The organism is Bordetella genomosp. 13, from assembly GCF_007679965.1.
Classification (GTDB): Bacteria; Pseudomonadota; Gammaproteobacteria; order Burkholderiales; family Burkholderiaceae_B; genus Bordetella.
The window spans coordinates 482396-504073 of record NZ_VEHL01000001.1 but is presented as its reverse complement, the minus strand read 5'-3'; the positions used below and the strand labels follow the sequence as shown (position 1 = coordinate 504073).

General features: G+C 66.6%; 22 protein-coding genes and 1 tRNA gene. 9 read left to right on the top strand and 14 right to left on the bottom strand.

Going from position 1 to position 21678, the window contains the following annotated elements; genetic code table 11:
• Nucleotides 1-32: 32 nt before the first annotated feature.
• Entirely contained in the window at nucleotides 33-566 is a 534-nt protein-coding gene (locus FS845_RS02380; RefSeq protein ID WP_144630527.1) for a carboxymuconolactone decarboxylase family protein, read from the bottom strand.
• 164 nt (nucleotides 567-730) lie between these two features.
• On the opposite strand from FS845_RS02380, the gene FS845_RS02375 reads away from it, so the two are divergent.
• Complete coding sequence (locus FS845_RS02375; RefSeq protein ID WP_144630526.1) at nucleotides 731-1594, top strand: AraC family transcriptional regulator; 864 nt, start codon at nucleotides 731-733, stop codon at nucleotides 1592-1594.
• 144 nt (nucleotides 1595-1738) lie between these two features.
• Here FS845_RS02375 and ptsJ read toward each other — a convergent pair whose 3' ends face one another.
• Nucleotides 1739-3046 (bottom strand): transcriptional regulator PtsJ, encoded by a 1308-nt coding sequence (gene ptsJ / locus FS845_RS02370; RefSeq protein ID WP_144630525.1) that lies wholly within the window; start codon nucleotides 3044-3046, stop codon nucleotides 1739-1741.
• A gap of 60 nt (nucleotides 3047-3106) precedes the next feature.
• Between ptsJ and FS845_RS02365 the strand changes: the two genes are divergently transcribed.
• The 3 genes from FS845_RS02365 to FS845_RS02355 all read left to right on the top strand — a co-directional run bounded on the left by FS845_RS02365 (nucleotide 3107) and on the right by FS845_RS02355 (nucleotide 5302).
• Nucleotides 3107-3889 (top strand): YggS family pyridoxal phosphate-dependent enzyme, encoded by a 783-nt coding sequence (locus FS845_RS02365; protein WP_260986108.1) that lies wholly within the window; start codon nucleotides 3107-3109, stop codon nucleotides 3887-3889.
• The gene (locus FS845_RS02360) at nucleotides 3886-4584 is read left to right on the top strand and encodes a glutamine amidotransferase (protein ID WP_144630523.1); all 699 of its coding nucleotides are present in this window, start codon (nucleotides 3886-3888) and stop codon (nucleotides 4582-4584) included. The genes FS845_RS02365 and FS845_RS02360 overlap by 4 nt, the downstream gene beginning before the upstream one ends.
• A 241-nt stretch (nucleotides 4585-4825) precedes the next feature.
• Complete coding sequence (locus FS845_RS02355) at nucleotides 4826-5302, top strand: hypothetical protein (protein WP_144630522.1); 477 nt, start codon at nucleotides 4826-4828, stop codon at nucleotides 5300-5302.
• A gap of 3 nt (nucleotides 5303-5305) precedes the next feature.
• Here the strand turns inward: FS845_RS02355 and FS845_RS02350 are convergent, their stop codons facing one another.
• Entirely contained in the window at nucleotides 5306-5746 is a 441-nt protein-coding gene (locus FS845_RS02350; protein ID WP_144630521.1) for a VOC family protein, read from the bottom strand.
• A gap of 87 nt (nucleotides 5747-5833) precedes the next feature.
• Nucleotides 5834-6277 carry a DUF3592 domain-containing protein gene (locus FS845_RS02345; RefSeq protein ID WP_144630520.1) on the bottom strand — a complete coding sequence of 148 codons (444 nt, stop codon included), beginning with the start codon at nucleotides 6275-6277 and terminating at the stop codon, nucleotides 5834-5836.
• A gap of 499 nt (nucleotides 6278-6776) precedes the next feature.
• Between FS845_RS02345 and FS845_RS02340 the strand changes: the two genes are divergently transcribed.
• A complete protein-coding gene (locus FS845_RS02340; protein WP_222129948.1) occupies nucleotides 6777-7619 on the top strand; it encodes an alpha/beta fold hydrolase in 843 nt (280 codons plus the stop codon).
• Between the two features lie 46 nt (nucleotides 7620-7665).
• Here the strand turns inward: FS845_RS02340 and FS845_RS02335 are convergent, their stop codons facing one another.
• The 9 genes from FS845_RS02335 to FS845_RS02295 all read right to left on the bottom strand — a co-directional run bounded on the left by FS845_RS02335 (nucleotide 7666) and on the right by FS845_RS02295 (nucleotide 17275).
• Nucleotides 7666-8721: an RNA methyltransferase gene (locus tag FS845_RS02335; RefSeq protein WP_144630518.1), complete on the bottom strand. Its 1056-nt coding sequence runs from the start codon at nucleotides 8719-8721 to the stop codon at nucleotides 7666-7668.
• 34 nt (nucleotides 8722-8755) lie between these two features.
• Nucleotides 8756-9811: a DUF72 domain-containing protein gene (locus FS845_RS02330; protein WP_409929243.1), complete on the bottom strand. Its 1056-nt coding sequence runs from the start codon at nucleotides 9809-9811 to the stop codon at nucleotides 8756-8758.
• A gap of 74 nt (nucleotides 9812-9885) precedes the next feature.
• Nucleotides 9886-9959, bottom strand: a tRNA-Gly gene (locus tag FS845_RS02325).
• 206 nt (nucleotides 9960-10165) lie between these two features.
• Nucleotides 10166-10942: an SDR family NAD(P)-dependent oxidoreductase gene (locus FS845_RS02320; RefSeq protein ID WP_144630516.1), complete on the bottom strand. Its 777-nt coding sequence runs from the start codon at nucleotides 10940-10942 to the stop codon at nucleotides 10166-10168.
• Nucleotide 10943: 1 nt separating this feature from the next.
• Nucleotides 10944-12569 (bottom strand): aldo/keto reductase, encoded by a 1626-nt coding sequence (locus FS845_RS02315; RefSeq protein WP_144630515.1) that lies wholly within the window; start codon nucleotides 12567-12569, stop codon nucleotides 10944-10946.
• Nucleotides 12570-12927: 358 nt separating this feature from the next.
• The gene (locus tag FS845_RS02310; protein ID WP_409929256.1) at nucleotides 12928-13860 is read right to left on the bottom strand and encodes a Bug family tripartite tricarboxylate transporter substrate binding protein; all 933 of its coding nucleotides are present in this window, start codon (nucleotides 13858-13860) and stop codon (nucleotides 12928-12930) included.
• Between the two features lie 213 nt (nucleotides 13861-14073).
• Nucleotides 14074-15021, bottom strand: a complete 948-nt coding sequence (locus FS845_RS02305; RefSeq protein ID WP_144630513.1) for a hydroxymethylglutaryl-CoA lyase — start codon at nucleotides 15019-15021, stop codon at nucleotides 14074-14076.
• The gene (locus FS845_RS02300; RefSeq protein ID WP_144630512.1) at nucleotides 15018-16211 is read right to left on the bottom strand and encodes a CaiB/BaiF CoA transferase family protein; all 1194 of its coding nucleotides are present in this window, start codon (nucleotides 16209-16211) and stop codon (nucleotides 15018-15020) included. The genes FS845_RS02305 and FS845_RS02300 overlap by 4 nt, the downstream gene beginning before the upstream one ends.
• 158 nt (nucleotides 16212-16369) lie before the next feature.
• Nucleotides 16370-17275: a LysR substrate-binding domain-containing protein gene (locus FS845_RS02295; protein ID WP_144630511.1), complete on the bottom strand. Its 906-nt coding sequence runs from the start codon at nucleotides 17273-17275 to the stop codon at nucleotides 16370-16372.
• A gap of 119 nt (nucleotides 17276-17394) precedes the next feature.
• Here FS845_RS02295 and trmB point away from each other — a divergent pair, with 119 nt between their 5' ends.
• From trmB to FS845_RS02275, 4 genes are read left to right on the top strand one after another with little or no spacing between them, the layout of a single operon-like run.
• Nucleotides 17395-18159, top strand: coding sequence for a tRNA (guanosine(46)-N7)-methyltransferase TrmB (gene trmB, locus FS845_RS02290; protein ID WP_144630510.1), 765 nt, complete (start codon nucleotides 17395-17397; stop codon nucleotides 18157-18159).
• A gap of 41 nt (nucleotides 18160-18200) precedes the next feature.
• The gene (gene pip, locus FS845_RS02285) at nucleotides 18201-19151 is read left to right on the top strand and encodes a prolyl aminopeptidase (RefSeq protein WP_144630509.1); all 951 of its coding nucleotides are present in this window, start codon (nucleotides 18201-18203) and stop codon (nucleotides 19149-19151) included.
• 17 nt (nucleotides 19152-19168) lie between these two features.
• A complete protein-coding gene (thiS, locus tag FS845_RS02280) occupies nucleotides 19169-19369 on the top strand; it encodes a sulfur carrier protein ThiS (protein WP_144631209.1) in 201 nt (66 codons plus the stop codon).
• Between the two features lie 54 nt (nucleotides 19370-19423).
• On the top strand, nucleotides 19424-20203 hold the full coding sequence (locus FS845_RS02275) for a hypothetical protein (RefSeq protein WP_144630508.1): 780 nt from the start codon (nucleotides 19424-19426) through the stop codon (nucleotides 20201-20203).
• A 40-nt stretch (nucleotides 20204-20243) separates the two neighbouring features.
• Here FS845_RS02275 and ffh read toward each other — a convergent pair whose 3' ends face one another.
• Nucleotides 20244-21647: a signal recognition particle protein gene (gene ffh, locus FS845_RS02270; protein ID WP_144630507.1), complete on the bottom strand. Its 1404-nt coding sequence runs from the start codon at nucleotides 21645-21647 to the stop codon at nucleotides 20244-20246.
• Nucleotides 21648-21678: the final 31 nt, after the last annotated feature.

Here is a 21678-nt window from a genome sequence, read left to right as displayed (position 1 = left end):
CTGCGGCCGGCAAAGCAGCAATAAGCGGCCGGCTACTTCAATGCCACCGCCGGAAAGTCCACCGGCACGTCCAGCGCCACATTGATGTAGTTGGTGTACAGATTGAGCGCCACATGCGCCAGGATCTCGACGACCTGACCGTCGTCGAAGCCCGCACTGCGCAGCGTGGCCACGTCCTGCGCGCCGACCTGGGCACGCGACTCCACCACCTTCAATGCGAAGGCCAGCGCCGCGGCGGTGCGGTGATCCTCGGACCGCCCCACCTGCGCGGCTGCCATCTCGGCGGACGACGCGCCCGCCTTCTGGCCCAGCACCGTGTGCGCCGCCAGGCAGTACTCGCAGCGGTTGCGGTTGGCGATCGCCACCGCGATCTGCTCGCCCAGCCTGGCGCCCAGCGTGCCGCGGCCCAGGGCCCCGAACGCGGACCACATGCTCTGCAGCGCGGCGGGCGAATTGGCCACCGCCTTGAACATGTTGGGCGTGGCACCGAAGGCCTGATGGATCTGCGACAGCAGCGCCTGGCTGGCGGCGGGAGTGTTTTCGGCTTGAAGATTGACACGGGACATGACGAGACTCCTCGAACAGGTTGAATGGGCGGGACTCTGGCTGCGCGCAGCGCGTTGCAGGTTCGGCCCGCCGCGTACGTGTTTGAACGCGTATCCATTCTGTCCGGGGTCGATGTACCATAAAGCACTTTCAATACATAAAACATATCTTTTCGTTCAAACCCATGACGCCCGCGCCCATCGACCGCCTGTCCGGCCTGCTTGAACGATTCCGCGTGCAAGCCCAGCTGCATCACGCGGGCGTGCTGTGCGGGGTCACGCACTTCGATGCCGCAGAAGGCCATGGCTACCTGCACGTGCTGCGCCGCGGGCAGCTCGAGGTCCGCCACCCCGGCGCGCGCGGCGTGCCCAGGACCCTGCGTCTGAACGAGCCCACGCTGCTGTTCTATCCGTGTCCCGTCACGCATCGCTTCGTCAACGCGCCGCGGGAAGGTTCGGACTTCACGTGCGCGCGGCTGCGCTTCGACGGCGGGCCGGAAAATCCGCTGGCGCGCGCCCTGCCCGCCCTGATCGCCTTGCCGCTGGCGCGCGTGCATGGCCTGGAAGCGGCGCTGGAGCTGCTGTTCGCCGAAACCGAACAGGTACGCTGCGGCCAACGGCTGCTGGCCGACCGCCTGTTCGAGGTCGTGGTGCTGCAGCTGCTGCGCTGGCTGCTGGATCATCCCGAAGAGGCCGGCATCCAGCCCGGCCTGATCACGGGCCTGTCGCACCCGCGCCTGGCCCGCGCTCTGGTGGCCATGCACGACGATCCGGGCGAGCCCTGGCCGCTGGAACGCATGGCCGACTACGCCGGCATGTCGCGCACGGCGTTCGCCACCACCTTCCGCGACGTCGTGGGCCAGACGCCGGCCGACTACCTGGCCGGCTGGCGCATCGCGCTGGCGCGCAGTCGGCTGCGGGAAGGGCGGCCCATCAAGCTGCTGGCCGAGGAGCTGGGCTACGCCAACGCATCGGCGCTGTCGCGCGCATTCTCGGCCAGGACGGGCCTGTCACCCCGGGCATGGATTGCGCGGGGCGACCCGGCCTGATGCCGGGCGGCAATCGCCACGGATAGGCGGCGGAATGCCTCAGGGCCCAGTGCCGCGGACACGCCGGCGTTCGCACTGCCCGCCGCGGCGCATGGCATGGAATGGCGCGGCACGCACAATCGATTGTCGTGGTCCGCGGCACGGTCAGGCCGCGTCCAGGCAACGCCGCAGGTCCGCCGCGAACCTCCTTGCCGCGCCGGGAGGCAAGGACGACGCGGTGATGCGCAGCGCGGCGCCATCGGTGGCGATGGCGAAGCTCTCTCCCCCGCGCACGCACCAGCCCAGGCGAGCCAGTGCATGCACCACGGCGGCCGAACCTTGCCGCCACGGCAAGGGCACCCAGACGTTGAGCCCGTCGCAGGGCTGCATCGCCGCCAGGCCCACCGACTGCAGCGCCGCGATCAACCCCTCGCGCCGCTGCGCGTAGGTCCCGGCGGCCTGCTCGATGCGCGCCATGGAGGGATCCGAGGCCAATAATCCGCGCACGGCCGACTGCAGCAGATGGCTGACCCACGCGGCGCCCGGCGCCAGCCGCATGCCCAGCCGCGCGGCCGTGGCCGCATCGCTGGCCACGAAGGCCATGCGCAGATCCGGCCCTAGCGACTTCGACACGGAGCGCAGCAGCGCCCAGCGCGCCGCGCCGGGCGGCACGATGGAAAAATAGGACGTGCGCGCGAGCAGCGCGAAGTGGTCGTCCTCGATCACCAGCACGTGCGGATAGCGCGCCAGCACACGCCGCAGCTCGCGCGCGCGCCGCTCGTTCAGACCGCATCCGGTGGGGTTCTGCGCGCGCGGCGTGCACAGCACGGCCTGCGCGCCATCGGCCAACACGGTTTCCAGCGCCCGGGGCAGCATGCCGTGCGCGTCCATCGCGACGGGACCTGCCTGCAGGCCCGCACAGCGCAGCACGTTCAGGCTGCCCAGGAAGCATGGGTCTTCCACTGCCACCTTGTCGCCGGGTACGAGATACGCGGCGAAGAGACGTTCGATGGCGTCGACCGCGCCGTGCGTCAGCGTAAGGCGATACTCCCTATCGCAATCGCGCAGCAGCCGGCGGCGCGCCAGGGCTTCCAGTTCGGCATCCAGCACCGGCGCCCCGTATACCGGAGGCCGGTAACCCTGCGCGCGCAACGCCTGCAACGGATCGGGCAGGCAGGACGCATCCGGGCTGCCCCCGGCCAGGTCCACCAGCGGCGATTCGGGCGGCGTGCCCTCTTGCTCGCCCGTGCGCGCCTGCGGCCGGATCACCGTGCCGTTGCGGCCGAGGGTGTCGGCGATGCCGGCGGCCGCGAGCTTGCCGTAGGCGGCTGCCACCGTGTTGCGATTGACGCCCAGCCGTTCGGCCAGCTCGCGCACGGGCGGCAGCGCCTGGCCAGCCTGCAGGAGCCCGCCATGCACCGCGTGGCGGACACTGTCGAAAATTTCAGACGCTGTGGTTCCCGTGATATCCATTTGTCCCGCGACAATATAAACTTTGTCCTATGTCAAAAATGTAGCAGTGTGGAGAACCTCTTGTCCACAAATGATTCCCCCTACCCTGCCGCGCACAGCGTCGCGGATTTCCAGCGCAATCTGGCGGCTGTCCGCGCCAGGATCGGCGCCGCCTGCGCGCGTGCCGGACGCGACCCCGCCGGCGTGCGCCTTCTGCCCGTCAGCAAGACCGTGCCGGAAGACCGCATCCGCATGGCCTACGCCGCAGGCTGCCGCGACTTGGGCGAAAACAAGGTGCAAGAGGCGCAACGCAAGGCCGATGCCCTGGCCGACCTGCCCGGGCTGCGCTGGTCGGTCATCGGCCATCTGCAGACCAACAAGGCCAAGGTGGTGGCCCGCTTCGCCAGCGAATTCCAGGCGCTGGACAGCCTGCGCGTGGCCGAGGCCCTGGACCGCCGCCTGCAGGCCGAAGGACGATCGCTGGACGTGATGGTGCAGGTCAACACCTCGGGCGAAGCCAGCAAGTTCGGCCTGTCGCCCTCGGACGTGGCCGCCTTCGTGCGCGCATTGCCCGCCTACAGCGCGTTGCGCGTACGCGGCCTGATGACCCTGGCGCTGCTGTCCGCCGATCCCGCGCACGTGCGCCCGTGCTTCGTGCTGTTGCGCGACCTGCGGGATCGGCTGCGCCAGCAGGCGCCGCACGGCGTCGCCCTGGACGACCTGTCCATGGGCATGTCCGGCGACTTCGAACTGGCCATCGAGGAAGGCGCTACCGTCGTACGCGTGGGCCAGGCCATCTTCGGCGCCCGCGCCCTGCCCGACAGCCACTACTGGCCCGAATCCGCCACGGAGTCCCCTGCATGAAAACCGCCCTCGCCCTGCGCCACGTCCATTTCGAAGACCTCGGCACGCTGGAGCCCCTGCTGCGCGAACGCGGCTATGACGTGCGGTACCTGGACCCCGCCGTCGACACGCTGGCGGCGGTGGACCCCGCCTCGGCGGACCTGCTGGTCGTGCTGGGCGGCCCGCTGGGCGCCTTAGACGAGGCAGCCTATCCCTTCCTGGCCGCGGAACTGCACCTGATCGAACGCCGCCTGGCCAGCGGCAAGCCGCTGCTGGGCATCTGCCTGGGCGCGCAACTCATCGCGCGGCTGCTGGGCGCCGCGGTCTCGCCCATGGAACTCAAGGAGATCGGCTTCGGCCCGCTGACGCTGACCGCCGCGGGCCGCGATTCCCCATTGGCGCCGCTGGCGGGCGTGCCCGTGCTGCACTGGCATGGCGACCGCTACGCGTTGCCGGCCAATGCGACCCTGCTGGCCAGCACGGACCGGTGCGAGCAACAAGCCTACGCGGTGGGCAGTGCGGTGCTGGGCCTGCAGTTCCACCTGGAAGCGGACGCGAACCGCATCGAGCCGTGGCTGGTGGGGCATTGCTGCGAACTGGGTCAGGCGGGCGTCGACCCGCGCACCATCCGGGAAGATGCGCGCCGGCATGGCGCGGCGTTGGCCGATGCCGCGCGCGCCAGCATCACCCGCTGGCTGGATGGCCACGGGACGTAAAAAAAGGCCAGCGCGGTCCATGCTTGCCGCGCCGGCCCTACAGGGGAGGAGACACGAACAAGGTACCAAGCCGGAACCTCCGGGCGAAGAACTGTTTTGCCATGACGACATAACCGAGGGCGCGCCAGGCCGCCGGCTGCCGCTTCGCTGTTGTGTGCAAGTGTGTGCGTTCCGGTTTGCCGCGCGGCCCACCTTCTACAATCGCGCGCTGTTCCGCTCAAACTGGCATCGGGGGGTCGATATGAATCATTTGCTGTCGCGCGTTGCGCTGCTGGCCGGCCTGTGTGCCGCCACGTCGGCATGGGCCCAGGCCCAGTCCAGGGAAGGACCGCGCGAGGTAACCGTGAAGGGCGCCCGCTACACGCTGGTCGACCGCCAGGGCAAGTGCGGGGTGCAGCGTGAAAGCGGTGAGGTCCTGCCCCTGGCCATCGACTGGCCGTGCGGTTTCGGCACCGACCGCGAAGGCCGCGCGCGCGTCGAGAAGTTCAACGCCAAGACGCGCACCAAGTCGCTCGAGGCCGCGCCCATCGTGCTGGTGCAGCACTTCCAGCCGCAGGCCCAACCCCAGCCCGAACCGCGCGTCGACTGCATTGCCTACAGCCAGGCGCTGCGCTGGAACGGCGACGAGGTCGAAGCGAACGAGCACGTGGGGAAATCGGCGTCGTGCCATTCCGGCGCCCACGACCAGAAGGCCTACACCGGCGTCTTCGACTGGTAGTACTCAGATCTCGTACATCGCCTCGAACGTACGGAACCCCTTCACCTCGATGGGATTGCCGAACGGATCGAGGAAGAACATCGTCCATTGCTCGCCGGGTTCGCCTTCGAAGCGCACCTGCGGTTCCAGCATGAACTCGACCTCGTGCTCGCGCAGGCGCTCGGCCAGCGCCTGCCATTGCGGCAGCAGCATCGCCAGGCCGAAGTGCGGCATGGGCACCAGATGCTTGCCCACCTTGCCGGTACGCGCCGTGGGAAACGGCTCGCCCAGGTGCAGCGAGATCTGGTGGCCGAAGAAATCGAAATCCACCCACGTGTCGGTGCTGCGGCCTTCCCGGCATCCCATCACCTGGCCGTAGAAGCGCCGCGACTCGTCCAGGTCGCGTACGTTGAATGCGAAGTGGAAGGCGGTTCGGGTCTGGGGCAGCGTCGAGGAAATGTCCATGGGGTTCCAGGTTCTATGGCGTGTGATTCGATGCACGCGCGGCCGTGCGCGGCAGGGCATGAGGCCCGATGATAAACGCTGGCGGAATCAGGTCCGCCAATACCACCACGACGACTCGCGCTCGCCCCGGAAGATGGCGGACAGCCCGACCAGCAGGAAGATGAGCCCCATGCCTGCCATCAGCGCGTCCATGCCCCACATCGCGCCGAAGGTATCGAGCACGGCGGTGGCCCGCGGGTTGTCGGCCATGTAGCGCACCTTCACCTGCTGCCCCGGTTCGTAGCCGTAGATCATTCCGCCCTGGGGGTACGAAATGCGTTCGTGGGCAGCGGTCTCGAACTCGATCTGGGGATGCGAGCCGCCGGCGTTCAGCTCGACCACCCGCCCGTCCGCGACCTGGGACGTGCGCAGGAACTGCACGCGCTCGTAGGCCAGGTAGCCGGTGCTGGCCACCAGAAACAGGCCGACAAGCGCGAACAGCAGGCCGCGCAGGAAATTGGCGGAAAAGCGGGAGGTCGTCGTGGCGCCCATGTGTGGTGTCTTGCCCTTTTGGCGGGTGGAAGGATGGCGGCTCGTGGATGATGGCGACGTTCAGCCTCGGCGCCATCGCCGGCCCGCGGCCCTGGATGCGAGACGGATGTTCGCACAGGCCGGATCGTGCAGTCGTTACCGTTTCATACCTCGCGCCCGCGGCGAGAACGGGTCGGCGCGACGTCCGACGCGCTGTCGCCACGCGTTCGAACGACGTGGTCGCACGTTTCCGGCGCAGCGATTCCTGGACAAGCACGAACGTCTTCAGCAAGAATATCCCGGCCATGACGCCCCGCCGGAGACCTCATCGCGGCCCTTGCCGCGACGTCATCAACGGGAAGGAAACGCGACCCATCATGGCGGTCCGGAATCGGGATTGTCCCCTGCACCACACCACGTCTTGCTCACGGGCGCCGCTCGCGCCGTTGCGATTTCCCTGTCCGCGGCACGAGCCAGCCGCGGCGGCATTTTCTCCCCTGCCCAGAAAGGAAAAAACCAAATGACCGAAAGCTTCGTCAAGACCCGCGATGGCGTCCACATCTTCTACAAGGACTGGGGCCCGAAGGACGCCCAGCCCATCGTCTTCCATCATGGCTGGCCGCTTTCCTCGGACGACTGGGACGCCCAGATGCTGTTCTTCGTGCAGCAAGGCTATCGCGTCGTGGCGCACGACCGCCGCGGACACGGCCGCTCCGAGCAGGTCAGCGAAGGCCATGACATGGATCACTACGCCGCCGATGCCGCCGCGGTCGCCGAGCATCTGGACCTCAGGAATGCCGTGCACATCGGCCACTCCACCGGCGGCGGCGAAGTCGCGCGCTACGTCGCCAAGTTCGGCGAGCCCCAGGGCCGTGTCGCCAAGGCGATTCTCGTCAGCGCCGTGCCGCCGCTCATGCTGAAGACGGCCTCCAACCCCGGCGGCCTGCCGATCGAAGTCTTCGACGGATTCCGCTCGGCACTGGCGGCGAACCGCGCGCAATTCTTCCTGGACGTGCCGACCGGCCCGTTCTACGGCTTCAACCGCGATGGCGCCAAGGCATCCCCCGGCGTCATCCAGAACTGGTGGCGCCAAGGCATGATGGGCAGCGCCAAGGCCCATTACGAAGGCATCAAGGCGTTCTCGGAAACCGACCAGACCGAAGACCTGAAGCAGATCACCGTGCCCACCCTGGTGCTGCACGGCGACGATGACCAGGTCGTTCCCATCGGCGCCTCCGCCGAACTGTCCGTCAAGCTGCTGAAGAACGGCACCCTGAAGGTCTACAAGGGCTATTCGCACGGCATGCTGACCGTGAACGCCGACGTCATCAATCCGGACCTGCTGGCTTTCGTGAAGGCCTGAGTCTTCCGCGCCCCGCACACGCCGCCTGGCGCCCTCGCAGGGCGTCCTAGGCGGCTTCGCGCCTTGCGGCGCGCCCGCGCCGCAACTCGACGACCTGCTCCGCCCCCACGGCCCGGGCCCGCAACTGCCCGCAGCCGGCGTCCACATCCTGCCCGGCGCTGTTGCGCACCTTGGTCAGCACGCCGCGGCTGTGCAGATTGCGGACGATCTCCTGGATACGCTCGGGGTCCGGACGCTGGTAGTCGTCCCCTTCGAGGCTGTTGAACGGAATGACGTTGAGCACGCCGTACTTGCCCTTGAGCAGGCGCACGACGGCATCGAGCTCGTCGTCGCCATCGTTGACGCCCTTGAGCAAGGTCCACTGGTACTGGATCGGATAACCGGTATCGCGGGCATACGCTTCGCCCAGTTCGATCAATTCCCCGGGCGCAATCTTCGGCGCACGGGGCAGCAGGTGCTCGCGCAATTCCCGCCTGGTCGAATGCAGCGACAACGCCAGCGCAGGCTTCACGCGCTGCCGTGGCAGGGCCTCGAACACGCGCAGGTCGCCGACGGTAGACAACACCAGGTTCTTGTGGCCGATACCGCCCTCGGTGCCGAGCAGGTCGATGGCCTCCAGCACGTTCTCCAGGTTGTGGGCAGGCTCGCCCATGCCCATGAACACGACCTTCTTCACCGGGCGCCGGCGCCTCGCCAGCACGACCTGGGCGAGGATCTCCATGCTGGTGACCTGCCGGATCAGGCCGCTCTTGCCCGTCATGCAGAACCGGCAGCCCACCGCGCAACCCACCTGCGTGGACACGCACAGACCATCGCGCGGCAACAGCACGCTCTCCACCATCTGGCCGTCCGCCAGCTCGACCAGCAGACGCGACCCGTCGTGGCCGGGATGCTCGGAGCGGATACAGGCCAGGCCGTCCAGTTCCGCCGTCAAGGCGGGCACGGCCTCGCGCAGCGCCAGCGGCAGGAAATGTTCGGAATGCCGCCGCTTCGTGCCGCTGTCCAGCGCCAGTCCGTTCAGCCAGACGCGCGCGACCCGGCCGCGATGAACGGGCTGGGCGCCTAGCGCGGCAAGGCGGTGTTCGAAGTCGGCGTAGCGCATGGGAGAGCGATTTTACTCATCCTGGACGGCGCACCTACCCCGCAATGGCCTGGGCCAGCTTCTGGATGGACAGCGGCGCGCAGCCCTCGGCATCGTTGCTGATCGTCACGTAGGCCGGCTGGCCCGCGCCGGTGATGCCGCGGATCGTGCGCGCCAGCACTGTGCGGGTAGGAAGATCCTCGCTGAGTATGGCATTGAACGGATCGTGCTTTTTCTGCGCAGCGGCATAGCCATACGGGCCGAAAATGCGGTTCAGGTTCCAACGGCAGACCAGCGGCCCCGGCCATAGCGCGCGCAGTATCGGCAGCTGTGCTTCGATCGGCGGCATCTTGCCATGCAAGCCCAGGCAGAAAGTCGCGCCATGCGCCTTGAGCGTATCAACCAGCGCCTGGCCCAATAGTTCAGGGTCCCGAACTTCCACCGCGACGATCACGGCGCCATGCGCGGACAAAGCCTCCCGGACTGCCGCCAGCATGTGGCCCAGCTTCTCGAACAGCGTGGCGGGCCGGCCCAGCCATTCCAAAGGCAGGGGACTCAGCTGGAACACCAGAACACCGAGCTTGGCGCCCAGGCCTTCGAGCGCCGGCTGCACACAGTCCTGGACGGCCTGCAGCGGCTCGAGAAAAGCCGGATTGGCCCCGCGCGCCCTGCCCTCTTCGCCGCGCACCTGGGCGTCGGTGATGCTGGCGGGACACTTGACGACGAAACGGAACTCGTCATCGACCTGCCCCGCATAAGCGGCATACTGGCCTGCGGACAACGGGCGCCAGAAAGCGCGGTCCACACACACCGTGCGCAAAAGCGGATGTTGTTGGTAGGCGCGAAGACCGTGCTTCGACAGCGTGCTCGAGTCGTATTCGCCATCCCAGACCAGCCCCTCCCAGCCCGGGTACGACCAGGTGGAGACGCCAAGGCGCAACTGCGCCGGAAGCTGCCGTGCGAGCGCGCTCCACTCCTGCGCCGCAGGAGCGGGAAGCACCTTGGCCATGCTGCGGAGGGCGGAAACCTCTGGAAGTTCACGAGGGGCCTCATGGCCCGGGGAATTGCCTGGAGACTGGAGAGGCGCGTCTCCGAAAAGATCGTCTTGCATACTTGTCATGCTGACGTCTGCGAGGAGTGGACTCAATCACTTTGGTATCACTTGCCAAAGTGACGAGATGGGTATGGAGCGGGTGATGGGAATCGAACCCACGCTTGAGGCTTGGGAAGCCGCCGTTCTACCATTGAACTACACCCGCACTTTCCACTACTGTCGTCACACGGCCGCCAAGCGAATCAGCGCCGCCGGCCTCATTGCAGTGTCCGGGACGGCCCGGAAAGTTGCGAAGCGCGGGCTGTGACAGCCTTGCGGATCGTACCACAACGGCATAACGTGCCCGGCCATGGCACCGTGCCGCCAGAACAATGGAGCATTGCTCCAGCGGCTACGCTTTGGGCTTGAGCTTCACCACGACGTCCAACCGCCGTCGACCGGGATATTCACCCCGGTGACGAAGGATGCGGACGGCGAAGCCAGGAACGCCACGGGGCCGACAAGATCCAGCGGCTGGCCGATCCTGTTCATGGGCACCTTGGCGACGATCCTGCCCATCAATTCCGGATTATTGGCTTGAGCGGCCAGCGAAGGAAATGGACCTGGCGACACGCAATTCACCCTGATTTTTTCCTTGGCGAATTCGCAAGCGGCGTACTTTGTCCATTGAATCAGCGCCGCTTTCGCCGCCCCATAGAAAGGCGGATTCGTTCCTGCGGCGGAATCATAGATCCTGGGGTCGGGAGAGACCATTCCATACATCGAGGCTACGTTGATCACGGAAGCGTAGCCATTTCGGATCACCGCCTTCCTGAGATGAGGCAATAAATATCTGACCAGATTCGCGCAGGCGATGACACTGGACTGATAGCTGGACGCATAATCGGCACCTTCGGAGATCTCCACGGTGCCGCCCGCGCCGGCGTAGGAGTTGTTTACCAGCACATCCAGCGAATCGATCGACTCGGCGAATTTCTTTATCTGTTCGACGTCCGTCACGTCGAAGCTTGCGGCGGTCGCGGCTCCGCCCGCCTTTTCAATGTCGAGAGCCAGGCTTTCACAATTCGCCTGGGTCCGTGAATTGACGATGACATGTGCCCCCATCTCACCCAGCGACAGCGCCAATTGCCGTCCAAGATGCCCGGTCGCACCCGTTATGAAGATGCTTTTTCCATTCAAGCTGAACATATCAGTTCCACGTCGAGGGATTCAGGGATTGCGCGCTCACCTTCGGCCTGCTCCTGTCGATATCCTGCAGGGCAGAATCGCTCAGCGTGAACATGGATACCGATTGCAGGTTCGGATAAAGGTTGGAGATCGAATCCACCCCCACGACGACCGAGTCCACCCAGCTCTGGGAGTTCACATACCCGATGCAGAGGTCTGATACGGACATTTTCTCGTGCTGCTTGAACTTGGACTCCAGCCAATCGACTATCTCGCGGTGATTGTCGATTCCGGCTCGCTTCCAGTCCTTTTCGTCCTTCGAGCACAGCAGTCCCTGCAACAGGGCGCTTCGCGCATGCACGATCAGTTCACGACGCTTCTTGACGCCCTGGAGCTTCGCGATTGCCTTGTCCCATCTGTAGTCTAGGATGTTGAAGGGCATCTGTACGACCGCGACGAATTCATGCTCGAGGGCAAGCTCCAACTCCTCCGGAGATTGCACCGAAACACCGATCCTTTCCACGAGACCTTCGCCCCTGATATTCAGAAGCTCCTTCACGATCGGCGCGACGAGGAGATTGCTCGCCCTGTGGAGCATCAAGGTATCGATTTTCCTTGAATTCAGATTCACGCTCGACTGCAGGAACGAATTCCTGACAGCCAACGACCAGGACTTTTCGTCCGCATATTCGTCGTTATTGAATGGGCGAAGCTTCGTGATGACCTTGACCCGATTGCTCCATCCGCCACGCAATGCATCTCCGATCACCGATTCGCTGCCGCCATAGGCAGCCGCCGTATCGATGTATTCGACGCCCTCCGTGATCGCGATCTTCACTATCTCTATGGCGTCCTGCTTCTTCGTCTTTCCCGCCTTGTTCGTGATGCCGTAATCCAGACCGAACTGCGCCGTACCGAGCGTCATGGGCTTGACGGCGGATTCATAATAAGGCCTGTATTTCATCTTGCCGAAGTTGCGAAGCAACGAAGACATGGGCTCGTTTACGACGTCAGCGACGTCCGTGAACAACGACTTCACGGAAATATAATCGTCCAGGGTATCGATGGTCACCCTGAAATTGCTGAGACCGCGATACTTGCTCGACTGGAACACTGCGTGAGTACCGTGCCGATAGATATAGGGCGTGACGTGTTCCCTATCGTAATCCGTCTCGGCGCCCCCGAAAGCCTCCGCCAGCTTCTCGACCCTGAACACTTCAGCAGAGATGCCATAGGGCAGGTTTGACACCTTGGACGCGCAGCTCAATATATCGACGTCCAGGCGGCGGAATTCATTTTCCATGTCGTCCAGGAAAGTTCCGTCGGGCACGACATTATCCGCGGTGAGCCTGAAAACTATTCTCCGCTTCGGCTGGTTGGCGAGCGCGCAATGGAAACGCTCGAGGACATTATCCAGAGAGCCTCTAAAATATTTTATTTCGCGCCGTTCCAGTGCCTTGCAGACCTCATCGTCCGTCGGTTCCGAGGACGTCAGGACAAGCACCTCTTTCCCCGTATTCGCTGCCCTCAACGCAGTCAATACGACCACAGGAATGCCTTCGATCGGAAGCAGCGCTTTACCCGGCAATCGGCTCGAGTTGAAACGCGATTGGATCAGAACCAGGCTTTCATCAAAATCTACAGTCATTGCTCATCCCTGGGTAACCTCGCCGGATTGTATCAAGCAAATGACAGGGGGATGACAGCTAGTTGAACAACTGCTTACTGAATGCGCGCCCCATGATGAACTGATTCGATGACGCCGTGACGGGAATTGCCGTTTCCTCGAGTAACTGGTTTATAAAAATAATGACTTATATGCCGACACCAAGACAGTCGGCGCTTCACGAGATGTGGGTGCGGTCCCAGCCTGCCGATTCCGTCCGGTTCCGCCATGGCTCCACCACATCGTGCCGCTAGGCCTGCCCGCCAAAGCAAAGCGGGCGGACCACCCGAGGATATCCGCCCGCCTAGAACCGAAGCGGCATATCAGCCGCCTTGCCCACTCACTCGGCAGTGATGTTCGCCGCCTTCACCACCTTGTTCCAGCGCGCCAGCTCGTCACGCGTGTAGTCTCCCAGCTCCTTCGGACCCATGAAGCGCGCCTCGGCGCCCTGCTCCGCGGCCTTCTTGCGGAATTCATCGGTCTTCATGATCTTCTCGATCTCGCCGGCCAGTTTGTTGACCACTTCGGGCGGCGTGCCGGCCGGCGCGTACATCGCGAACCACGACGACACCAGCAGGTCGGGATAGCCGGCCTCCTTGGCGGTGGGCACGTTGGGCAGCGACGGCAGGCGGTTCTCACCCGTGATGGCCAATGCACGCAGCTTGCCGGCGTTGATCTGGCCCAGCAGCGGCGGCGGCGTGGTGATGGTCATGTCCACCGAACCGCCCAGCAGGTCGTTCAACGCGGGACCGGTGCCCTTGTACGGGATGTGCGCGGTCTTGATGCCGGCCATCTGGTTCAGCAGCTCGGTGGCGACCTGCTGCAGCGAGCCATTGCCCGACGAGGCATAGTTCAGCTGGCCGGGATTGGCCTTCGCGTAGTCCACCAGCTCTTTCAGGCTCTTGATCGGCAGCGCCGGGCGCACCACGATGACCTGCGGCGCCGACAGCACGTTGGCCACGGGCGCGAAGTCCTTGATGGGGTCCCAGCCGATGTCCTTCATCACGCTGGGCGTGATGACCTGGTAGCCCGAGTACTGCAGCAGCAGCGTGTAGCCGTCGGGCTTGGCGCGCGCCACGGCCTGCGCGGCGATGCCGCCCGAGCCGCCGGGACGGTTCTCGACCACCACGCTCTGGCCCAGGGCCTGGCCCAGGGGCTGGGCGATCAGGCGCGCGGCGATGTCGGTGGTGCCGCCGGGCGCGGCGGACACGATCAGCGAAATCGGATGGTTGGGGTAGTCGGCGGCTGAAGCGGCGCCGGAGGCGGCCAGCATGGCGGCGCCGGCGGCCAGGCCGCGGATGAAAGTGGGCAGCGGTTTGCGGGATAGCGAGGATTTCATCTGGGGTCTCCTGGATATTATGAGGAAGCGATGCAACGGACTGGGCGCGAACGGAATGAACGACAACGGCAGGGCCAGACGCACGGACGCAAGCGCCCCCGCGGCCCGCACCAACGAGCCGCGTGAGAAACAGAAAAGGAACGGGAACTAGCCGGGGAAGCGCTCGGCCAGCCAGGCGGGCGGCGCATGCGTCGCCAGGCGCGGGCCGGCCGCCAACAGGGGATTGCTCAGCTCGCGCTCGACCAGCGTGGGCAGGCCGCGCACGATCTCCATCAGGGCGGGCAGGTCCACGCCCGTCTCCACGCCCATGCAGGCAAACATGTGCACGATTTCTTCGGTGTTGACGTTGCCGCTGGCGCCGGGCGCGTAGGGGCAGCCGCCCAGCCCGCCCGCCGCCGCGTCGAAACGCGTGATGCCGGTCTGCCAGGCCGCCACGGCATTGGCCAGCGCCATGCCGCGCGTGTTGTGCAGGTGCACGGTCAGCGCGATGCCGGGCAGCTCGCGCGCGGCGCGCTCGCTCAGCTCGGCCACCTGCGTGGGAAACGCCATGCCGGTGGTGTCGCACAAGGTGATGCCCTTGGCGCCCGCCTCGACCAGCACATGCGCCAGGCGCAGCACCTCGTCGGTCGGCACGTCGCCGTCGAAGGGACAGCCGAACACCGTGGACAGCGACACGTTGCACGGCGCGCCCGCCTGGCCTGCCACCTTCAGCACGGAGGTCAGTTCGGCCAGCGACTGCTCGCGCGTCATGCGCAGATTGGCGCGGTTATGCGTTTCGCTGGCCGACATGACCAGGTTCATCTCGTCGGTGCCGCACTCCAGCGCGCGCTCCAGGCCGCGCACGTTGGGCACCAGCGCGGTGTAGATCACGCCGGGCCTGCGCTGGATGCGGCGCATGACCTCCTGCGCGTCCGCCAGCGCGGGAATGGCCTTGGGCGACGTGAAGCTGGTGACCTCGATGCGCGCGAAGCCGCATGCCGACAGGGCATCGACGAAGGCAACCTTGTCATCCGTGGCGACCATGGCCTTCTCGATCTGCAGGCCGTCGCGCGGCCCGACTTCGTTGATCTCGATACGGGCGGGACCGTTGTTCATGCGATGACTCCCTGCGCGCGCAGCCGCGCGATCTGCTCGGCATCCAGGCCCGCGGCCTGGAGCACGGCGTCGGTATGCTCGCCCAGCAAGGGCGCGCGATGATGGACCTCGCCGGGATTGCCCGACAGGATGGGGAACACGGCCGGCATCTCGACGTCGATGCCGCTGGCGGCCTTCATGCCGATGATGGCGCCGCGTTCGCGGTAATGGGGATCGGCGGCGATGTCGGCCACGGAATACACGCGGCCGGCAGGCACGTCGGCCTCGCGCATGGCGTCCAGCACTTCGTCGATGCTGCGTTCGAGGGTCCAGGCGCCGATGGCGGCGTCCAGCTCCTGCACGCGCGCGGCGCGGCCGTCGTTGCGCGCCAGGCCTGGGTCCTGTCCCAGGTCATCGCGGCCGATGCGCGCCATCAGTCGCGTGAAGATGCCGTCGCCGTTGCCCGCGATCAGCACGTAGCCGTCGCGGCACAGATAGGCGTTGGACGGCGCGATGCCGGGCAGCGCGGCGCCCGAGGGCTCGCGCACCGCGCCGAACACGGAGTATTCCGGCAGCAGACTCTCGGTCAGGTTGAACAGGCTTTCGTACAGGGCAGCATCGATGACCTGCCCCACGCCGCCGCGCGCGTCGCGCTGGTACAGCGCCATCATCACGCCCAACGCGCCATGCAGGCCGGCGATGGTGTCGCCCAGCGACAGGCCGCCACGCACGGGCGCGCGGCCAGGCTCGCCGTTCAGGTAACGCAGGCCGGCCATGGCCTCGCCGATGGCCGCGAAGCCCGGCTCGCGCGCCTTGGGGCCGGTCTGCCCATACCCCGACACGCGCAGCATGATGAGCTTGGGATTGAGCGCGTGCAGCGCCTCCCAGGACATGCCCCATTTCTCGAGCGTGCCGGGCCGGAAGTTCTCGATCAGCACGTCGGCCTCGGCCGCCAGCATGCGCACCACGTCCTGCCCTTCGGGCTTGCGCAGGTCGACGCATACGGATTGCTTGTTGCGGGACTGGGCTTCCCACCACACGGACGTGCCCTCGTGCAGCAGGCGCCACTTGCGCAGCGGATCGCCCTGGCCGGGCGGCTCGATCTTGACGACCTGCGCGCCGAAGTCCGCCAGGGTCTTGGCGGCAAAGGGACCGGCGATCAATTGGCCGAGTTCCAGCACGCGTATGCCGGCCAGTATCTGCGCTGCCATGTCTGCTCCGTTTATAGATTTACTTGGTTTCAGGGTCCAGAGTCTGCCCGCAACGCGGTGCGGCAGGGAATCGACTTTATGGGAAAAGGGGTTTCTCGGGATGAGAAAGCCCTGCAACATGGCATGGCGATGCCGCCGCCCGCGCCCGGACACACGCCTTACTCGTGCTGGAGGTCGCTGCGCAGATGCGTCACCAGCAGCCGCGCCGCCACCGTAAGGGTCTCGACATCCCGTACGGCCAGCAGCAGGCCGCGGTGCGCCCAGTCGTCCACCAGTGGGATCAGCCGCAGCCGCATCGAGCGTGCATGCGGCTCCGCCGCCAACCGGGGCAGCAGCCCCACGCCGCCCGTCGCCGCCACCATCCTGCAGATCGCGTCGAAGCTGCGCACCTGGATGCGCAGCCGCATCGGGCGCTCCAGCCGCGCGCTGGCCTCCGCCAGGCGCATCGCCAGCGAGGTCGTGGGCGGCAGGCTGACGTAGTCGTAGTCCAGTGTATCGGCGAAGGTCAGGCGGCGGCGTCCCGCCAGCGGATGGCCGGGCGGCGTCACCAGCACCAGCTCGTCCAGGCGATAGGGCATGGTCTGCAGGCCGCGCATCGGCGTGCGGTCGGCCACGATGCCGACGTCGGCGCGGTTCTCGACCAGCGCGGCCACCACGTCGCTGCTGTTCTGCTCTTCCAGCTCGATGTGGACGGCCGGATGGGCCTCCATGAAGGTGGTCAGGTCTTCGGGCAGGAACTGCGTGATCGACGAGGTATTGGCGGCAATGCGCACCTGGCCGCGCACGCCCTGAGCGTAGTCCGACAACGCGCCGGCCATCTGCTCGATCTCCTGCAGCACGCGGCGGGCATGCGCCAGGCAGGCCTGGCCGGCATCCGTCAGCGCGACGCCGCTGGCGTTGCGGAACAGCAGCGGCGTGCCCAGCGCGGTCTCCAGGTCGGAAATCCGCCGGCTGGCCGCGCCGACCGCCAGGTGCGAATGGCGCGCCCCGCCGGAAATGCTGCCGTGCCGGGCCACGGCGATGAACAGCGCAAGCGTGGTGAGGTCGATGCGGGCGAGATTCATGGATCGATGCTACCCCAGGCGGACGGATCCGATGTCAATGCGGCCCCAATTGTCGATCGATTCGCCTCGGCCGTCCGGGCCCGGGACGAGACCCCGCGCCGCCCACTACAATCGCGCCTATGAACACCCGCATTCCCGAACAGAACGACCCGCCGGCCCCGCTGTCGGCCGGCACGCAGGCTGCCCTGGAACCCGCCGCCCATGCGCCGGCCAGCCCCGGCGCCACGCACATCCGCAGCTTCGTGCATCGCCGCGGCCACATCACCCAGGGCCAGCGCGAAGCGCTGGAAACCCTGATGGACAAGTGGTCGCTGCCCTATGCGCCCACGCGCCTCGATCCTGCCGCGGTCTTCGGCCGCACGGCGCCGACCATCCTCGAGATCGGTTTCGGCATGGGCGAGACCACCGAGAAGATCGCGCTGGCGCGCCCGGGCGACAATTTCCTGGGCGTCGAGGTCTTCAACGCCGGCGTGGGCTCGCTGCTGCGCCGCATCGAGGACTCGTCCATCGGCAACCTGCGCATCATCCAGCACGATGCCGTCGAAGTGGTCCGCGACATGATCGCGCCTGACTCGCTGGACGGCGTGCACGTGTATTTCCCGGACCCTTGGCCGAAGAAGCGCCATCACAAGCGCCGCCTGCTGCAGCCGCCGTTCGTGGCGTTGCTGGCCAGCCGCATCAAGCCGGGCGGCTACCTGCACTGCGCCACCGACTGGGAAGACTACGCCGTGCAGATGCTCGAGGTATTGAGTGCCGAGCAGTTGCTGCGCAATTCGGTCGACGGCTACGCGCCGCGTCCCGACTATCGCCCTCTGACCAAATTCGAGACCCGCGGCCTGCGCCTTGGCCATGGCGTGTGGGACTTGATCTTCAAGCGGGGCTGACATGCAACACATCCCCACGCTCGCTACGTTCAGAGGCTGACATGCTGTATCCGCCGATCGAACCCTACCGCCACGGCCTGCTGGACACCGGCGACGGACACCAGGTCTATTGGGAAATGTGCGGCAACCCCGAGGGCAAGCCCGCGGTGTTCCTGCATGGCGGGCCGGGCAGCGGGTGCTCGCCCGTACATCGGCAGCTGTTCGATCCGCGCCGCTACAACGTGCTGCTGTTCGACCAGCGCGGCTGCGGCCGCTCGCAACCGCACGCCAGCCTGCAGAACAATACCACCTGGCACCTGGTGGCCGACATCGAGCGCCTGCGTACCGAGGTCATGGGCGCCGAGCGCTGGCTGGTGTTCGGCGGCTCGTGGGGGTCGACGCTGGCGCTGGCGTATGCGCAGCGCCATCCCGAGCACGTCAGCGAGATCGTGGTGCGCGGCATCTTCGGCCTGCGCCGCGCCGAGATCCAGTGGTTCTACCAGGACGGCGCCTCGTGGCTGTTCCCGGACCACTGGGAAGACTACGTCGCTCCCATCCCGCCCGAAGAGCGCGGCGACATGGTGGCGGCCTACCGCAAGCGCCTGACCAGTTCCGACCCGCAAGAGCAGCTGCGCGCCGCCCGCGCCTGGAGCCGCTGGGAAGACAACACCATCACGCTGCTGCCCAGCCCGCGCCATCAGCAGAGCCATGCGGCCGACCGTGCCGCGCTGGCCTTCGCGCGCATCGAGAACCATTATTTCGTGCACGGCGGCTTCATGGAAGTGGACGGCCAGCTGCTGCGCGACGCGCACAAACTGCACGGCATTCCGGGCACCATCGTGCAGGGCCGCTACGACGCCTGCACCCCCGCGCGCACCGCGTGGGAGCTGCACCGCGCCTGGCCGCAGGCGCGCTTTCACCTCATCCCCGACGCGGGCCATGCCTTCGACGAGCCGGGCACGCTGGCCCGCCTGATCGAAGCCACCAACGGCTATGCCGACACCCGCGATTGATGCTATCTGACATGGACATGCACATCACCCTGAACGGCGAGGCGCGCCAGCTGCCCGCCTCCACCACCGTCATCGGCCTGCTGGAAAGCCTGGGCTACGCGGGCAAGCGCGTGGCGGTCGAACGCAACGGCGACATCGTGCCCAAGAGCCAGCACGCGCAGACCGCGCTGGCCGACGGCGACCAGGTGGAAATCGTGGTGGCGGTGGGCGGCGGCTGACCACAGCCGCCAGCCGTCAAAGACGCGTCCGTTTCCACCCTGCCGTTTGCCTCCATGCTGCCCGATCACCTGCATGCCGTGTGCGTCAGCACCGGTCCCGCGTTCGACGACCTCGACATCCACCGCCTGCACCACATGCTGCAGCGGCACTGCCCCATCCCTTTCACGCTGCACTGCTACACCGACCGGCCGCGCAACACGCCGGCGGCGGTGCAGATTCACCTGCTGGACGACTGGCACGAGCTGGAACGCCCGGACATGCGGCAGACGACCAAGAAGCTGCGCCTGTTCGCCGGGCACGGGCTGCCCGCGGCCGAGTTCCTGTACATGGACGTCAGCCTCGTGATCCGCGCCGACATGCGCGACATGCTGGCGTACGCCTTCAATTCGCCGGCCGACCTGGTGATCGTGCCGCACTGGCGCAACGAGGGCTTCAACTCGTCGGTGATGCGCATCCGCACGGGCGCGCTGTCGATGGTGTATGACGCGTTCCGCGCCGGAGAGGCCTATGTGCAGGACGTGAAGGGCGACCAGGAATTCATCTATTTCAGCCTGCGCGCGCGCGGGCTGCTGGGCCGCACGGCCACGTTTCCCGACGGGCAGATCATCAGCTACAAGACCACGCGCCGCCTGTGCCGCAAGGACAGCAAGCGCGCGCACCAGCGCCTGGCCCATGCGACGATCGTGAAATTCCACGGCAAGCCCAAGCCTGCCCAGGTACTGGGCGGGTTCTGGGAAAGCCTGCGGGCGCGGCTGCGCCGTTGCGGCAACTTCGGCCGGCGGGAACTGCGCCGGCACTGGCGCCTGCCGGCCAGCGCGGGCAAGCGAGGCTGAATCGCGCCGCCGCCTGGCGACAGGCGGCGCAAGGCGGGGTTCAGCGCCCGAAGCGCCCCAACCCCTTCATTCCGCCCATGGCCCGCATCATCTTGGCCATGCCGCCCTTCTTCATCTGCTTCATCATGCCCTGCATCTGCTCGAACTGCGAGAGCAGGCGGTTGACCTCTTGCACGGGCACGCCGGCGCCGGCCGCGATGCGGCGCTTGCGCGAGGCCTTGATGAGTTCGGGCTTGGAACGCTCGCCCGGCGTCATCGAATTCAGGATGCCTTCGGTACGGCGCATCTGCTTCTCGGCCTGGCCGCCCTGCAACTGGCCGGCGGCCTGCTGGAATTGCGCGGGCAGCTTCTCCAGCAGCGAATTCATGTCGCCCAGCTTCTTCACCTGGCCGATCTGCTCGCGGAAGTCGTTCAGGTCGAACTTGTTGCCCGACTTGATCTTGGCCGCCAGCTTTTCCGCCTCGGCGATGTCGATGTTCTTCTGGGCCTGCTCGACCAGCGAAACGATGTCGCCCATGCCCAGCACGCGCTGCGCCATGCGCTCGGGGTGGAAGGGCTCCAGGCCGTCGAGCTTCTCGGACACGCCGACGAACTTCAGCGGCTTGCCGGTGACGTGGCGCACCGACAGGGCCGCGCCGCCGCGCGCATCGCCGTCCAGCTTGGTCAGCACCACGCCGGTCAGGGGCAGCGCTTCCGCGAAGGCGCGGGCCGTGTTGACCGCGTCCTGGCCCTGCATGGCGTCGACCACGAACAGCGTCTCGACCGGCTTGACCAGCTCGTGCAGCGCGCGGATCTCGCGCATCATGGCCTCGTCGATGCCCAGGCGGCCGGCCGTGTCGACGATCAACACGTCGTAGTGGTGGCGGCGCGCGTGCTCGACGGCGTTGCGGGCGATGTCCTCGGGCTTCTGGCTGGCGTCCGAGGGCAGGAAATCGACGCCCGACTGGGCCGCGACGGTCTTCAGCTGCTCGATGGCCGCGGGACGGTACACGTCGGCGCTGACCACCAGGACTTTCTTCTTGCCGGTCTTGCGGCCGTTCTGGCTGTGCTGGCCCTCGGCCAGCCAGCGGGCCAGCTTGCCGGTGGTGGTGGTCTTGCCGGCGCCCTGCAGGCCGGCCATGAGGATGATGGCGGGCGGCTGCACCGACAGGGACAATTCCCCGGCGCCGGCACCCAGGTCGCCGCCCATCAGGCTGGTCAGTTCCTTGTGGACCACGCCCACCAGGGCCTGGCCGGGACTGAGGCTGGAAGCCACTTCCTCGCCCAGGGCTTTTTCCTTCACGCGCGCGACGAATTCGCGCACGACGGGCAGCGCCACGTCGGCCTCCAGCAGCGCCATGCGCACCTCGCGCAGCATCTCCTGGGTATTGGCCTCGGTCAGGCGAGCTTCGCCGCGCAGGGTCTTGACCACGCGCGACAGTCGTTGGGTAAGGTTATCGAGCATGAGTGATAGGCGTTTCGCTTAAACTAGCCGG

What these genes read in the sequence shown, in the direction of transcription:
- FS845_RS02380 (WP_144630527.1), bottom strand. Translation starts at nt 566, where the DNA reads ATGTCCCGTGTCAATCTTCAAGCCGAAAACACTCCCGCCGCCAGCCAG.
- FS845_RS02375 (WP_144630526.1), top strand. Translation starts at nt 731, where the DNA reads ATGACGCCCGCGCCCATCGACCGCCTGTCCGGCCTGCTTGAACGATTC.
- ptsJ (WP_144630525.1), bottom strand. Translation starts at nt 3,046, where the DNA reads ATGGATATCACGGGAACCACAGCGTCTGAAATTTTCGACAGTGTCCGC.
- FS845_RS02360 (WP_144630523.1), top strand. Translation starts at nt 3,886, where the DNA reads ATGAAAACCGCCCTCGCCCTGCGCCACGTCCATTTCGAAGACCTCGGC.
- FS845_RS02355 (WP_144630522.1), top strand. Translation starts at nt 4,826, where the DNA reads ATGAATCATTTGCTGTCGCGCGTTGCGCTGCTGGCCGGCCTGTGTGCC.
- FS845_RS02350 (WP_144630521.1), bottom strand. Translation starts at nt 5,746, where the DNA reads ATGGACATTTCCTCGACGCTGCCCCAGACCCGAACCGCCTTCCACTTC.
- FS845_RS02345 (WP_144630520.1), bottom strand. Translation starts at nt 6,277, where the DNA reads ATGGGCGCCACGACGACCTCCCGCTTTTCCGCCAATTTCCTGCGCGGC.
- FS845_RS02340 (WP_222129948.1), top strand. Translation starts at nt 6,777, where the DNA reads ATGACCGAAAGCTTCGTCAAGACCCGCGATGGCGTCCACATCTTCTAC.
- FS845_RS02335 (WP_144630518.1), bottom strand. Translation starts at nt 8,721, where the DNA reads ATGCGCTACGCCGACTTCGAACACCGCCTTGCCGCGCTAGGCGCCCAG.
- FS845_RS02330 (WP_409929243.1), bottom strand. Translation starts at nt 9,811, where the DNA reads ATGCAAGACGATCTTTTCGGAGACGCGCCTCTCCAGTCTCCAGGCAAT.
- FS845_RS02320 (WP_144630516.1), bottom strand. Translation starts at nt 10,942, where the DNA reads ATGTTCAGCTTGAATGGAAAAAGCATCTTCATAACGGGTGCGACCGGG.
- FS845_RS02315 (WP_144630515.1), bottom strand. Translation starts at nt 12,569, where the DNA reads ATGACTGTAGATTTTGATGAAAGCCTGGTTCTGATCCAATCGCGTTTC.
- FS845_RS02310 (WP_409929256.1), bottom strand. Translation starts at nt 13,860, where the DNA reads ATGCTGGCCGCCTCCGGCGCCGCTTCAGCCGCCGACTACCCCAACCAT.
- FS845_RS02305 (WP_144630513.1), bottom strand. Translation starts at nt 15,021, where the DNA reads ATGAACAACGGTCCCGCCCGTATCGAGATCAACGAAGTCGGGCCGCGC.
- FS845_RS02300 (WP_144630512.1), bottom strand. Translation starts at nt 16,211, where the DNA reads ATGGCAGCGCAGATACTGGCCGGCATACGCGTGCTGGAACTCGGCCAA.
- FS845_RS02295 (WP_144630511.1), bottom strand. Translation starts at nt 17,275, where the DNA reads ATGAATCTCGCCCGCATCGACCTCACCACGCTTGCGCTGTTCATCGCC.
- trmB (WP_144630510.1), top strand. Translation starts at nt 17,395, where the DNA reads ATGAACACCCGCATTCCCGAACAGAACGACCCGCCGGCCCCGCTGTCG.
- pip (WP_144630509.1), top strand. Translation starts at nt 18,201, where the DNA reads ATGCTGTATCCGCCGATCGAACCCTACCGCCACGGCCTGCTGGACACC.
- thiS (WP_144631209.1), top strand. Translation starts at nt 19,169, where the DNA reads ATGCACATCACCCTGAACGGCGAGGCGCGCCAGCTGCCCGCCTCCACC.
- FS845_RS02275 (WP_144630508.1), top strand. Translation starts at nt 19,424, where the DNA reads ATGCTGCCCGATCACCTGCATGCCGTGTGCGTCAGCACCGGTCCCGCG.
- ffh (WP_144630507.1), bottom strand. Translation starts at nt 21,647, where the DNA reads ATGCTCGATAACCTTACCCAACGACTGTCGCGCGTGGTCAAGACCCTG.